Annotated in this window: 11 protein-coding genes; 8 read left to right on the forward strand and 3 right to left on the reverse strand. The window is 75.3% G+C overall.

All coding sequences use genetic code 11. From position 1 onward, the window contains the following. Nucleotides 1-358 precede the first annotated feature (358 nt). Together AB0399_RS19810 and AB0399_RS19815 are read left to right on the forward strand one after the other, a co-directional pair. Entirely contained in the window at nucleotides 359-2095 is a 1737-nt protein-coding gene (locus AB0399_RS19810; RefSeq protein ID WP_366412243.1) for a 2-isopropylmalate synthase, read from the forward strand. A gap of 156 nt (nucleotides 2096-2251) precedes the next feature. Continuing rightward, nucleotides 2252-2824 carry a hypothetical protein gene (locus tag AB0399_RS19815; protein ID WP_366412205.1) on the forward strand — a complete coding sequence of 191 codons (573 nt, stop codon included), beginning with the start codon at nucleotides 2252-2254 and terminating at the stop codon, nucleotides 2822-2824. A 96-nt stretch (nucleotides 2825-2920) separates the two neighbouring features. On the opposite strand, the gene AB0399_RS19820 is transcribed toward AB0399_RS19815, so the two are convergent. After that, nucleotides 2921-3814 (reverse strand): 5'-3' exonuclease, encoded by an 894-nt coding sequence (locus AB0399_RS19820; RefSeq protein ID WP_328473873.1) that lies wholly within the window; start codon nucleotides 3812-3814, stop codon nucleotides 2921-2923. Nucleotides 3815-3910: 96 nt separating this feature from the next. Here AB0399_RS19820 and AB0399_RS19825 point away from each other — a divergent pair, with 96 nt between their 5' ends. Beyond that, nucleotides 3911-4864, forward strand: a complete 954-nt coding sequence (locus tag AB0399_RS19825) for a helical backbone metal receptor (RefSeq protein WP_366412206.1) — start codon at nucleotides 3911-3913, stop codon at nucleotides 4862-4864. A gap of 57 nt (nucleotides 4865-4921) precedes the next feature. Then, the gene (locus tag AB0399_RS19830) at nucleotides 4922-5926 is read left to right on the forward strand and encodes a DUF2510 domain-containing protein (RefSeq protein ID WP_366412207.1); all 1005 of its coding nucleotides are present in this window, start codon (nucleotides 4922-4924) and stop codon (nucleotides 5924-5926) included. A gap of 111 nt (nucleotides 5927-6037) precedes the next feature. On the opposite strand, the gene AB0399_RS19835 is transcribed toward AB0399_RS19830, so the two are convergent. Further along, complete coding sequence (locus AB0399_RS19835; RefSeq protein WP_366412208.1) at nucleotides 6038-7243, reverse strand: amino acid deaminase/aldolase; 1206 nt, start codon at nucleotides 7241-7243, stop codon at nucleotides 6038-6040. A gap of 677 nt (nucleotides 7244-7920) precedes the next feature. On the opposite strand from AB0399_RS19835, the gene AB0399_RS19840 reads away from it, so the two are divergent. The 4 genes from AB0399_RS19840 to AB0399_RS19855 all read left to right on the forward strand — a co-directional run bounded on the left by AB0399_RS19840 (nucleotide 7921) and on the right by AB0399_RS19855 (nucleotide 11882). Next, entirely contained in the window at nucleotides 7921-8691 is a 771-nt protein-coding gene (locus tag AB0399_RS19840; protein WP_366412209.1) for a hypothetical protein, read from the forward strand. After that, nucleotides 8688-9968: a type VII secretion-associated serine protease mycosin gene (gene mycP, locus AB0399_RS19845; RefSeq protein ID WP_366412210.1), complete on the forward strand. Its 1281-nt coding sequence runs from the start codon at nucleotides 8688-8690 to the stop codon at nucleotides 9966-9968. Before AB0399_RS19840 ends, mycP begins: the two co-directional genes overlap by 4 nt. A 125-nt stretch (nucleotides 9969-10093) precedes the next feature. After that, on the forward strand, nucleotides 10094-10831 hold the full coding sequence (locus AB0399_RS19850) for an SseB family protein (RefSeq protein WP_366412211.1): 738 nt from the start codon (nucleotides 10094-10096) through the stop codon (nucleotides 10829-10831). A 280-nt stretch (nucleotides 10832-11111) separates the two neighbouring features. After that, nucleotides 11112-11882: an MIP family channel protein gene (locus tag AB0399_RS19855; protein ID WP_329374430.1), complete on the forward strand. Its 771-nt coding sequence runs from the start codon at nucleotides 11112-11114 to the stop codon at nucleotides 11880-11882. Between the two features lie 11 nt (nucleotides 11883-11893). Here AB0399_RS19855 and AB0399_RS19860 read toward each other — a convergent pair whose 3' ends face one another. Beyond that, nucleotides 11894-12274: a DUF1844 domain-containing protein gene (locus AB0399_RS19860; protein WP_329371337.1), complete on the reverse strand. Its 381-nt coding sequence runs from the start codon at nucleotides 12272-12274 to the stop codon at nucleotides 11894-11896. Nucleotides 12275-12458: the final 184 nt, after the last annotated feature.

The raw sequence follows: 12458 nt of genomic DNA on the forward strand, positions 1-12458 counted from the left end.
GACCTGAGATGTGGCTAAGGTATCCGCCATGACGCAGCGGAGCCTTCTTCTCGGCCGCCGCGGCGGGGCCTGAGGAGACCGGCACCCCGCCGCGGGGTTTCGTGCTGCCGGTCGACCAACCGGCGACCACGAACGGATCGGCCCCACCATGACCACGCACCCCGCACACCACCCGGCCGGCGGCGCCCGCCCGGGCGACCCGCACCCCGCCCAGCCACCGGCCGGCGCCGTACCCGCCGCCCGCCCCGACGCCTCCACCGGCAGCGCCCCCGGCGACGCCGCGGCGCCCGCGCTGCGCACCCCGGCCGGCCCGGTGCCCGCCGGAGCCCCCTGGTGGAACCCGCAGCGCGGCAGCGCGATGCCGTACCACCGCTACCGCCCCGCGCGGGAGCGCGTCGAGGTGCGGACCACCGGCGGACGGTACTGGCCCTCCCAGCGGATCGAGCACGCGCCGCTGTGGGTCCCGGTGGACCTGCGGGACGGCAACCAGGCGCTCGCCGAGCCGATGGACCCGGCCCGCAAGCGCCGGATGTTCGACGTCCAGGTCGCGATGGGCTTCAAGGAGATCGAGGTCGGCTACCCCTCGGCGAGCCGCGCCGACTTCGAATTCGTCCGCCACCTCGCCACCTCAGGCGCGGTACCCGACGACGTGACCGTGGTCGTGTTCACCGCGGCCCGGGCCGACCTGATCGAGCGGACCTTCGCCTCGATCGCCGGCCTGCCGCGCGCGGTGGTGCACCTGTACACCGCGACCGCGCCGGTCTGGCGCGAGGTCGTCATCGGCCGGGAACGGGCCGAACTGCGCGCGCTCATCGAGGAGTCGGCCACCTTGATGGCCCGGCTCGGGGACGGGCGGCCCGGCGTGCGCTTCCAGTTCTCGCCCGAGGTCTTCAACCTCACCGAGCCCGACTACGTCCTGGAGGTCTGCAACGGCCTGACCGCGCTGTGGGACGCCGCCCCGGACCGCCCGGTGATCCACAACCTCCCGGCCACCGTGGAGATCGCCACACCCAACATCTACGCAGACCAGATCGAGTACATGCACCGCCACCTCGACCGCAGGGACGCGGTGATCCTGTCGGTGCACCCGCACAACGACCGCGGCACCGGCGTGGCCTGCGCCGAACTCGCCCTGCTCGCCGGGGCGCAGCGCGTCGAGGGCTGCCTGTTCGGCAACGGCGAGCGCACCGGCAACGTGGACCTGGTCACCCTCGCGCTGAACCTGCACACCCAAGGCGTCGACCCCATGCTGGACTTCTCCGACATCGACGCGATCCGCGCCACCGTCGAGTACTGCAACCGCCTGCCGGTGCCCGGCCGCCACCCCTACGTCGGGGACCTGGTGCACACCGCCTTCTCCGGCACCCACCAGGACGCCATCAAGAAGGGCTTCGAGCACCACGCCCGCCGCGCCGCCGAGTTGGGCCTGCCGCCGGCCCAGGCGCCCTGGGACGTGCCCTACCTGCCGATCGACCCCGCCGACCTCGGGCGCGACTACGAAGCGGTGATCCGCGTCAACAGCCAGTCCGGCAAGGGCGGTATCGCCTACCTGCTCAAGGACCGGTACGGCCTGGACCTGCCGCCGGCCCTGCGCGCCGACTTCTCCCGGATCGTGCAGGCCGCCGCCGACGACAGCGGTGAGGAGGTCACCGCGAAGGCCCTGTGGGACCTCTTCCAGAGCGCCTACCTCATGCCCGCCGACCGCGGCCCGCTCACCCTGACCGGCTGGCACGCCGCCGAAGTCGCCCCGGGACGCCACGAGTTCACCGGCACCCTGGACGACGCCACTGCCGAGGACACGGCGGACCCGGCGAACCAGGCGGCCCCGGACCGCGGCCGTACGGTCACGGGCGCCGGCAACGGGCCGCTGTCCGCGCTCGCCGACGCGCTGGCGACCGCGGGCGTCCCCGTGCACATCGAGCACTACGCCGAACACGCCACCGGCCCCGGCCCCGACAGCGCGGCGGTCGCGTACGTCCGGATCAGGTCGGGCGAGGACACCTGGTGGGGCGCGGGACAGGACACCTCGGTGCTCACCGCCTCGGTCCGCTCGGTGCTCGCCGCCGTCAACCGGTCGCGCGGGAAAGCGTCCTGACCGTCGTCGACTCGACCTCCGACAAGGAGAAGTGACGCTGCGTCACGTCGTTCGGCCCCGCCGCGCACACCGCGTGGCGGGGCCGAACGTGCTGCCGGGAACGCGGACTTCGGGGTTCCTGGTGACGCGGATCGCGGTCGGCGGGAGCATGGCGCCATGCAGTACGTGGGATCGTCGAGCCGGCTGATGAGAATCGACACGCCTGTCGGCCTCCTGATGGGGTTGTACCTCCGTGACGCCGCCGGTCTGGAGCCGGTCGTGGCGGTCGAGGTGCCGGCCGTGGTGCCTGCCGTCGAGATCCGGGCGGACCTCGCTCCGCTCGCCGTACCGGCGGCGTCGGTGCAGTGGGCGCGCTGGTGGGACCAGGAGTTGGCGAGGCAGGACGGACCCGGGCGAGGTTTCCACCGGCCGGACCGTGGGTTCAAGGGCGCGGAACTCGGCGCGCTGGTGGACGCGTGCCATGACGACGCCGCACGGTGGAGCGCCGACCGGCACCACGAAGCCTCGCCGCTCAGGACACCCGGCAGCGAGAACGGCCTTGTGGCCGCGGTGGAGGCGGAGATCGGCCGCAGGGCCCGCCCGTTCGAGCTGACGATCACCGTGCTGCCGGTCGCGGGATCGGCCGGCTGGAGGGTGTCCGCCGGCCATGTCGTGGTCAGCCGCGCCTTCCGCGCGGACAAGGCGGCCTACCGCCAGTGGCTCAGACAGGTCATCCGCGAGTCGGCCTGAGCGCCGGGGCGCGCGCTGCTGCGCCCCTCGGGTGAGCGCCGGGGCGGTGACCCGGCGGCTCAGGTCGTGCCGCTCCCGGTGGGGCCGACCGGCGGCTCAGCCCAGTGCCGCGAGCAGGCGGGAGAGCGGGTTGGCCAGTCCCCAGCGCTCGGTGAGGGCCGCGAGAGCGGCCGGGTCCGCGGGCCGGGACGGAAGCGTGGCGTCGAACGCGGGAAGCGGAACGTCGGTGGCGACGCGCACCACCTTGGGGGCCACGTCGAGATACCCGGAGGCCGCGAGGATGTTCCGGCGGCGGGCCGGGGTGAGCTTGGAGAACGGCTCGTCGGCGGCGGAGCGGACACCGGCCAGGTCGCCGTAGAGGGTGACCAGTTCGGCCGCGGTCTTCTCGCCGATGCCCTTGACCCCCGGCAGTCCGTCGCTCGGGTCACCGCGCAGCGCGGCGAAGTCGGCGTACTGGTCCGCCCGGACCCCGTAGCGGGTCGCGATGGCCTCCGCGTCGATCACGTCGCAGTCGCCGACGCCCTTGCGCGGGTAGAGCACGCGCACCCCGCGGTCGTCGTCGACGAGCTGGAAGAGGTCGCGGTCGCCGGTGACGATGGCCACGGGCCCGGTGGAGGCGGTGGCGAGGGTGCCGATCACGTCGTCCGCCTCGTAGTCCGGCACGCCGACCCGGGCGATGCCGACCGCGTCGAGCACCGCCTCGATCACCGGGACCTGCGGGGAGAGCGTGTCGGGCACCTCCTCGCTGCCCGCCTCGGGGTCGGCGACGCGGTGCGCCTTGTAGGAGGGGATGAGGTCGACCCGCCACTGGGGCCGCCAGTCCGCGTCCATGCACGCCACCAGCGCGGTGGGGGAGTGGTCGGTGACGAGCCGCGCGATGAAGTCGATCAGGCCGCGCACCGCGTTGACCGGGGTGCCGTCGGGCGCCCGCACCGACTCCGGCACCCCGAAGTACGCGCGGAAGTAGAGGCTGGCGGTGTCGAGCAGCAGCAGCTCCCCGCCGGTGCGGTCGCCGCCGCCTGGCTTCTCGTTCGTCACGCGGCCAGCATCGCACGCCCCACCGACAGGCCGCCGTACCGTGGGGTGATGACCGAACAGGAGCCCGTCCGGCCGGCGGTACGGCGGGTGGTGTCCCTGGTGCCGTCGCTGACCGAGGCGGTCGCCGCGACCGCGCCCGGTCTGCTCGTCGGCGCCACCGACTGGTGCACCCATCCGGCCGACCTGGACGTGGTGCGGATCGGCGGCACCAAGAACCCCGACACGGCCGCGGTCGCCGCCCTCGCCCCCGACCTGGTGATCGCCAACGAGGAGGAGAACCGCGCGCCGGACCTGGCCGACCTGCGGGCGGCCGGGCTGCGGGTGCTGGTCACCGAGGTCCGCTCGCTGCCGCAGGCGTTCGCCGAGCTCCACCGGGTGCTGGTCGACGGCTGCGGTCTGCGCCGGCCCGGCTGGCTGGACGCCGCCGAGTCCGCGTGGCGCGACCTGCCGCCCGTGCGGACGGACGAGCAGGACGGCCCGCGGCCGGACGGGCACGACAACGTACGCGCGCCCGCGTCCCGCGACGTACCGGACGACGTGCCCGCCGACGGGCCGCAGCACGTACACCCCGGCGGGTCCGCTCCGGCGGCGGGGCTGCGGCTGCGCGCGGTCGTCCCGATCTGGCGGCGCCCCTGGATGGCGCTCGGCCGCGAGACCTTCGCCGGCGACCTGCTCGCCCGCCTCGGTATCGACCACGTCCTCGCCGGCCACGACGAGCGCTACCCGCGCTTCGACCCGGCCGGCCTGCCCGCCCCCGACCTCGTCGTGCTGCCCGACGAGCCCTACCGCTTCACCGCGGACGACGGCCCCGAGTCGTTCCCGGGGCTGCCCGCCGCGCTGGTCAGCGGACGGCACCTGACCTGGTACGGACCCTCGCTGGTGGAGGCGCCCGCGGTCCTCGGGGCGGCGCTGCGCGGCGCTCGGACGTACCCCGCGCCACCGGCCGGCGGCAGGCGCCCGCGGCGCACGCGCGGCCCCGGCGGCACCGGACCCGGGGCGTGACCGGGATGTGACCCCCGTCCTTACAGGATTCTCATGCTGGGGCCATAAGGTGACGCCGTGACGACGACGACCCCGCCCGGCTGGTACCCAGAGCCCGGGCACACAGGCAACGGCCCGGCCATGGAACGCTGGTGGGACGGGACCACGTGGACGGAGTACACCAGGACGGCGCCCGTGCCGACCGGTGCCCCCGCGAACGGGCAGCAGCCCTACGGCGGCCAGCCCTCGTACGCGCCGTACCCCTCGGGTGACGTCATAGGCTCGCCGGGCGGCGGCAACCGGCGCCCGCGCACCGTGGCGATCGCCATCGTGGTCGCGCTCGTCGTCATCGGCGGCATCGTCGCCGCGGTCGTCGCGGTGGGCAACAACGGCAGCGACAGCGCCGACAAGAAGAGCAGCCCGACGCCGAGCGCCACCCTGCCGCAGCGCACCGGCGGGCCGCAGGACCCGCAGTCGCAGAACCCGGACGACCCGAGCAACCCCGACGACCCCGGCGCCCCCTCCGACGGCGGCCCGGCCGTGGACCTCCTCGACGGCATCAGCCTGCCCGTCCTCGACGGCTGGACCGGCGGCACCTCCCAGGACGGCAGCGCCAGCGTCTCCACCGGCAGCTACGACTGCCCCAACGACACCACCGGCCAGCAGTCCTGCTCGCTCGGCGGCGCCTACTCGGAACCCGCGAAGTCGCTGAAGATCACCGCGACCACGGCCGAGGCCGCCGCCAAGCAGGACATCGCGGGCAACGCGTCCTCGTCCTACAACTCCGACACCTACGGCGCGACGACCTCGCACCAGCAGCTCCAGTCCAAGGCGGTCACCGTCGCCGGGCAGCAGGGCTACCTGGTCCGCTGGAAGATCAGCACCAAGTCGGGCACCGGCGGCTACGTCGAGTCGCTCGCGTTCCCGTCACCGAGCCACAGCAGCCAGATCGTCATCGTCCGCTTCGGCTTCGACATCACCGCCAAGGCGCCCGGTCAGGACGTCATCGACCAGATCACCCAGGGCATCAAGGCCGACAGCAGCGCCGGCTCCGGCGGGAGCACGGGCGGCACCGGCGTCTGACGGGCGGCACCGGCGTCTGACCGGCGGCCCGGGCGCCTGACAGCCCCGGCCGCCGCCGATCCGGCAACGAGGTGGCGGCTCCCCGACCGTTCGGGAGCCGCCACTCGCCGCTCACAGGAACGTTTTGCCCTCGCCCCGGTACGTCGGCACCTCCGCCACCACCCGGTCGCCCTCGATCAGCCGCAACCGGTCGAAGCGCTCGCACAGTTCGCCCGCCTTCGCGTGCCGGAACCACACCTTGTCGCCGATCAGCAGGTCGTCGGCGGCCGAGCCGAGCAGCGGGGTCTGCACCTCGCCCGGACCCTCCTGCGCGTCGTAGCGCAGCCCCTCCGGCAGGAACGGCACCGGCAGCCGGTCCGGGCCGGCCGCGCCCGAGGCCGGATAGCCGCCGCCGAGCACCGTGACCACGCCGACGCCGGGGCGGCGCACCACGGGCAGGCCGAACAGCGCGGCCGGGCGGCCCCGGAAGGACGTGTAGTTGTCGAACAGCCGCGGCACGTAGAGGCCGGAGCCGGCCGCGATCTCGGTGACCGCGTTCTCGGCCGCGGTGGACTGCACGCTGCCGGTGCCGCCGCCGTTGACGAACTCCAGGTCCGGCACGACCGCGCGGACCGCCCGCACCGCCTCCGCGCGCCGCGCCGCCAGTTCCCGGCGTGCCGCGGACTGCATCAGCCGGATCGCCAACGACCGTGCGGGGCGGCCCTTCAGCGTGTCACCGACCCCCGCGATGTGCCCTTCGTAGGCCATGATGCCGACCACCCGGAACCCCGGCCGGGCACCGATCGCGCGGGCCGTGTCGGCTATGCGCTCCGGCGAGTGCAGCGGCGAGCGCAGCGCGCCGATCCGCAACCGGCCGCCCAACTTCCGCAGACTGGTGTCGAGTTCGAGACAAACGCGGACCGTCTCGGTGCCGCCCGCACCGCGCGCCGCGTCGATCAGGTCGAGCTGCGCGAGGTCGTCGACCATCACCGTGACCGTACGGGCCAGCTTCGGGTCGGCGGTCAGCTCGGCGAAGCCGTCCCGGTCGGCGGACGGGTAGGCCAGCAGCACGTCGGTGAAACCGGTGCGGGCCAGCCACAGCGACTCGGCGAGGGTGAAGGACATGATGCCCTCGAAACCCTCACGGGCCAGGGCGCGTTCGAGCAGCGCGCGGCAGCGCACCGACTTCGAGGCGATCCTGATCGGCTTCCCGCCCGCCCGCCGGACCAGGTCCGCGGCGTTCGCGTCGAAGGCATCGAGATCGACGATCGCCAGCGGCGCGTCGAGGTGCGCGGTGGCCCGGTCGTACCGGACCCGGTCGGCAGTGCGGTGGGCCATGGACGCAGCCTGCCAGACACACCTACCGAGCGGTAGACCCCTCGGCTCCGCCCAGTGGCAACCGCACCCCGCGGCAACCCCGTAGAGTGACGCGCACATCGACGGGAACGGTCACGAGGGAGCGCCGGGTGAGCACCGGAGTGGACAACGGAAGCACCCCGCCTGCTTCCTTCCCCACCCTCCATCCCACCGCCGGCCGACCGCCGGCCGGGCCGCCCCCGCCGCCACCCGGCCCACCTGGCTCACCTGGCCCACCCGGCCCACCGGAACGGGAGCGCTCAACTCCCGTGCCCCCGCCGCCTTCCGTGCCGCCCCGGCCCGCCGCGCAACCGCTGCCGGCGGAGCAGCCGCACCAGGCGCCGCCGTCCGCGGTCCCGCCCTCGGCGTTTCCGCCCCCGCCGGCCGGACCACCGGCCACGGCGACCCCGCGCACCTCTCCCACGACGCCCCCGGCGCCGCCGTCCCGCCCCCCGGCGACCGCGGCGGCCCCCGTCATACCGCCGCCCCCGGCATCCCCGCCGCCCGCACCGGCCGTTCCCCCGGCGCCCGTTGAGCCGCCTGCCGCAGCCGCAGCCGCAGCCGAGTCCGTGCCGCCGCCGGCGCAGCCCGCGCCTGCGTACACGCACCCGGCCGTCCCCGCGCCGCCGGCCAGGGCCGCGTCCACCCGGAGCCGGCGGGTGCTCGCCGCCGCGTGCCTGGTGGTCGGGCTCGGCCTGGTCGGCGGGGCCGTCGCGGGCGCCGTGATCACGCACAGTCCGCACCCGCCCGCGCCGGTCGCGGACGGCAGCCCGCAGGCGTTCGCGCAGGCCCGCGACGTGTGGCGCAACACCCCGGTGGACAAGCTGTTCCCGCCCTCCGTCGACGGCAAGGACGGCGGGCCCGGCGGCGCCGACCGCTCCTGGACCCGGATCGGCGTGGCCGCGCCCGCGAGTTGCACCGGTGCCTTCGACCCGCTGCTCCAGCAGGTGCTGGCACCGGCCGGCTGCACACGCCTGCTGCGCGCCACGTACGTCGACAGCACCTCGACCACCGTCACCACGGTCGGCCTGCTCGTCGGCTCCGGCCAGGCCCCGGCGATGAACGCGCTCGCCAAGCGGTGGACCGACCAGCACCTCGGCGAGCGGATCGACCTGCTGCCGAAGCCCGTCGCGTTCCCCGGCACCCCCGCCGCCCGCTTCGGGGACCGCCAGCGCGGGAGTTGGGACGTCCAGGTCTCCGCCGACCTGCCGTTCGTCGTCTACGCCGTCAGCGGTTTCGCCGACGGCCGCACCGTCCCCCAGCCGCAGCCCGCGGACAAGGCCGACGCGCAAGGCGCCACCACCCCGCCCGCGCAGGCCGGACTCGGCTTCGACGCCACCGGGCTCGCCTCCGCCGTCGACGACCACCTGCAGACGGCCGTCGCCGCGCTGCGCCACCCGCCGACCACCGGCCCGGAGCACCACGGATGACCCCCGCCCAGCGCGCACGCGGCGCCGCGACTCCGGCCGCCACGACTCCGGTCGCCACCACGGCCGCCGCCACTCCCGCTCGTCGCCCGGCGCGCGCCACCAGCGCCGCCGTCCGCGCCCTCGCCGCGCTGGTGGCGGCCGGTGCGACGGTCGCGCTCGCCGCCGCTCCCGCCGCCGCCGACAGCGCACGCGCCTCCGACTGGGCGCTGTCCGCGCTGCACGCGCAAGCCGCGTGGCGGACCACCAAGGGCGCCGGCGTCACCGTGGCGGTGCTGGACACCGGAGTCGACCCGACCCACCCCGACCTCACCGGCCAGGTGCTCCAGGGCAAGGACGAGGTCGGGTTCGGCGCGAAACCCGGTGACAAGGCGTGGGCCAAGCACGGCACCGGGATGGCGGCGATCATCGCCGGACACGGCCACGGCCCGGGGAACGGCGACGGCGTGCTCGGCATCGCCCCGCAGGCCCGCATCCTGCCGGTCCGGGTGATCCTGGAGGACAAGGACCCGCAGCGGCAGAAGGCCAGGACCGACCGCGGCGACGCCCTGCCCGCCGGCATCCGCTGGGCCGTCGACCACGGCGCCGACGTCATCAACCTCTCGCTCGGCGACGACAGCGCCACCGCGGCGCCGGTCGCCGCCGAGGACGACGCGATCCGCTACGCGCTGGGCAAGGGCGTCGTGGTCGTCGCGTCCGCGGGCAACGGCGGCGACGCCGCCGACCGCTCGTCCTACCCCGCCGCCTATCCCGGGGTGATCGCCGTGGCGGCGGTCGACCGGCACGGCGAGCACGCCTCCTTCTCCACCCACCGGTGGTACGCGTCCGTCTCCGCGCCCGGCGTCGAGGTCGTCATCGCCGACCCCGACCGGACCTACTACAACGGATGGGGCACCAGCGCGGCCTCCGCGTACGCCTCGGGGGCCGCCGCGCTGATCCGCTCCGCGAACCCGAAGCTCAGCCCGGCGCAGGTCAAGCAGGTGCTGGAGGACACCACGCGGGACAAGCCCGCGGGCGGGCGGAACGACGAGGTCGGCACCGGGCTGATCGACCCCGCGGCCGCGCTCGCCGCGGCGAAGAAGCTCAAGCCGGCCCCGGTGCTGCCCACGCCCGCGGCCTACCCGCACGCGTACTTCGCGCCCGGCCCGACCGCCCCGCCCGCGGCGGCCTCCTCGTCCCAGCTCCTCGCCAACGGCGCGGCCACCGCCTTCGCCGCGGTCGGCGCCGCCCTCATCGCCGTGGCGGGCCTGCTCTACTTCCGGGTCCGCCGGCGGACCTGAGAGCGGGTTCGCACCGCGCGGCACGGCGGAAGGCGCGGGGCGTCGGTGGGCGGCCAGGGCCGTGGTGTGGCGGTGCCGGCGGCACCGCGCCGGGGCGCGCCCGGCCCGGCGGATAGGGTGCCTTCGTGGCGTTGAAGAATATTCCGGACTCCGGGTTCGCGGAGGACGACGGGTCGGCGGACGTGGCGCTGGCCGAAGCACTCGCGGCCTACGCGGCGGGGCGGGCCTCGGACGCGGACGTGGTGGCGGCGCTGCACGGGGCACGGCTGCTCGTCCCGGTCGTGGCGGTGCTCGGCGAGGCGGAGACCGGACCCGACGGGCTGACCCGGGAGAAGAGCAGTGACATGGCGGTGCCGACCATCCAGGCGCCGGACGGGCGGCGCGCGCTGCCCGCCTTCACCTCGACCCGGTCGCTGGCGAGCTGGCGCGCGGACGCCCGCCCGGTGGCCGTGCCGCTGCACCAGGCCCTCCAGGCGCTCGCCCACGAGCACGCGGACACGCTGCTGATCGACCTGGCCGGACCGGTGACGTACGAACTGACCGGTGCCGCGCTGCGCGCCGCCGCGGCCGGACCGGCCCGTACCGACCCGCTGACCGACCCCGAGGTGCGGTCCGCGCTGCGCGCCGCCGTCGCCGCGGAGCCGGGCATCGCCCGCGCCCACCTCACCCCCGGCGGCCCGGGCACCGACGGCACCTTGACCCTGGTGCTCGCCGACGGCGCCGACGTGACCGCCGCCGCGAACCGGCTGGCCGGGGCGCTGGCCGGCGACGAGACGCTGCGCGCCGCACTGGTCCAGGGCCTGGACCTGGCCCTCCTCCCGCCGACGGCGAGCCTCCCGGGAGAGCCGCTCTTCACCCGCTGAGCGCCTGCGGGCGCCGCCGCTCCGCCGCGCCCGCGTTCCCAGTCGGACCCGTCCGCAGCCCCGCGCCCACCGCCCTCGCGCCGGGGCCCGGCGCCGGTCAGCCGCGCACCGGCCCCGAACCGGGGCCCCGCGCCGATCACGCGTCCGTTGCCCACGCCGGACAGGCGCCGCATATGCCCCGAGATGTGTGATTCACCCGTTGTGCCGACAATGCAGAGGCAGGGACTGATCATTTCGAGGAGGCGCGATGGATCGGCCAACCTTCACCGCCGCGGACGTGATGAACTACCGCCCCACCGACACCCGCGCTGTCATCTGCGAATTCGTGGGCACGCTCGCGCTCGTCTTCTTCGCGGTCGGCGCCGCGGTGCTGTCCGGCTCGTACATCGGCACCCTCGGCATCGCGCTGGCCTTCGGTTTCGTGCTGCTGGCCATCGCCTACGCGATCGGGCCCATCTCCGGCAGCCACGTCAACCCGGCGGTCACGCTCGGCATGCTGCTGGCCGGTCGGATCGAGCTGCGCCGGGCGGTCGAGTACTGGGTCGCCCAGTTCGTCGGCGCGATCGTGGGCGCCGCGCTCCTGCTGCTGGTCGCCGAGCAGGTGCCCGGCTTCAGGCGGTACGGCGCGTTCGGCACCAACGGCTACGGCACGCGCTCGGCGGTCGGCATCAACATCTTCGGCGCGTTCGTCGCCGAGGTGATCCTGACCTTCCTGCTGGTCTTCGTGGTGCTCGCGGTGACGCACAAGATCGCCGTGGTCGGCTTCGACGGCCTGCCGATCGGTATCGCGCTGGCGGTGATCCACCTGGTCGGCATCCCGCTCACCGGTACCGGCGTCAACCCGGCCCGCAGCCTCGCCCCGGCGCTGTTCGCCGGCAGCCCCGCGCTCACCCAGGTGTGGCTCTTCCTGGTCGCCCCGCTGGTCGGCGCCGTGATCGCCGCGCTCGTGCACCAGACCACCCACCCGGCGATGGCCGCCGCGAAGGCCGCCCGCGCCGCCGCCGTCGAGGCGGAGAGCGCCGCCCGCACCCAGGAGGGCGGGGCGGCGTAGGAGGGCGGCGGTCAGCCGTAGACCGGTCCGGTGAACTTCTCGCCCGGGCCCTGGCCGGGCTCGTCGGGTACCACCGACGCCTCGCGGAAGGCGAGCTGGAGCGACTTCAGCCCGTCCCGCAGCGGGGCGGCGTGGAAGGAGCTGATCTCGGTGGCGCTGGCGCTGACCAGCCCGGCGAGCGCCTGGATGAGCTTGCGGGCCTCGTCGAGGTCCTTGTGCTGCTCGCCCTCCTCGGCCAGCCCCAGGTTCACCGCGGCGGCGCTCATCAGGTGGACCGCTACCGTGGTGATCACCTCCACCGCCGGGACGTCCGCGATGTCGCGGGTCAGGTCGTCGAAGTCGGGTGCCGCGGCGGGGGCCGAGGCGTCAGTGGGGGCCGGTGCGTCGCTCATGGCCGCCACGATATGCCCCGTCCGGCCGATTACTGCCTTGGGGTCCGCGCTGCTATGCTTGGTGAACGACCGGTCGGACATCATCGTGTCCGGCCACCAAGTGGAGGCTCCGATCTCCCACCTGTTCGGCCCGTCGGCCGACGGGTCCCCGGTCAGACGGCTTCGGTCGGCGTGTCGCGCGCCC

The sequence above is a fragment of the Streptomyces sp. NPDC088194 genome, from assembly GCF_040702025.1.
In the GTDB taxonomy this organism is placed as follows: Bacteria; Actinomycetota; Actinomycetes; order Streptomycetales; family Streptomycetaceae; genus Actinacidiphila.

What these genes read in the sequence shown, in the direction of transcription:
- AB0399_RS19860 (WP_329371337.1), bottom strand. Translation starts at nt 12,274, where the DNA reads ATGAGCGACGCACCGGCCCCCACTGACGCCTCGGCCCCCGCCGCGGCA.
- AB0399_RS19825 (WP_366412206.1), top strand. Translation starts at nt 3,911, where the DNA reads ATGACCGAACAGGAGCCCGTCCGGCCGGCGGTACGGCGGGTGGTGTCC.
- mycP (WP_366412210.1), top strand. Translation starts at nt 8,688, where the DNA reads ATGACCCCCGCCCAGCGCGCACGCGGCGCCGCGACTCCGGCCGCCACG.
- AB0399_RS19810 (WP_366412243.1), top strand. Translation starts at nt 359, where the DNA reads ATGCCGTACCACCGCTACCGCCCCGCGCGGGAGCGCGTCGAGGTGCGG.
- AB0399_RS19855 (WP_329374430.1), top strand. Translation starts at nt 11,112, where the DNA reads ATGAACTACCGCCCCACCGACACCCGCGCTGTCATCTGCGAATTCGTG.
- AB0399_RS19835 (WP_366412208.1), bottom strand. Translation starts at nt 7,243, where the DNA reads ATGGCCCACCGCACTGCCGACCGGGTCCGGTACGACCGGGCCACCGCG.
- AB0399_RS19815 (WP_366412205.1), top strand. Translation starts at nt 2,252, where the DNA reads ATGCAGTACGTGGGATCGTCGAGCCGGCTGATGAGAATCGACACGCCT.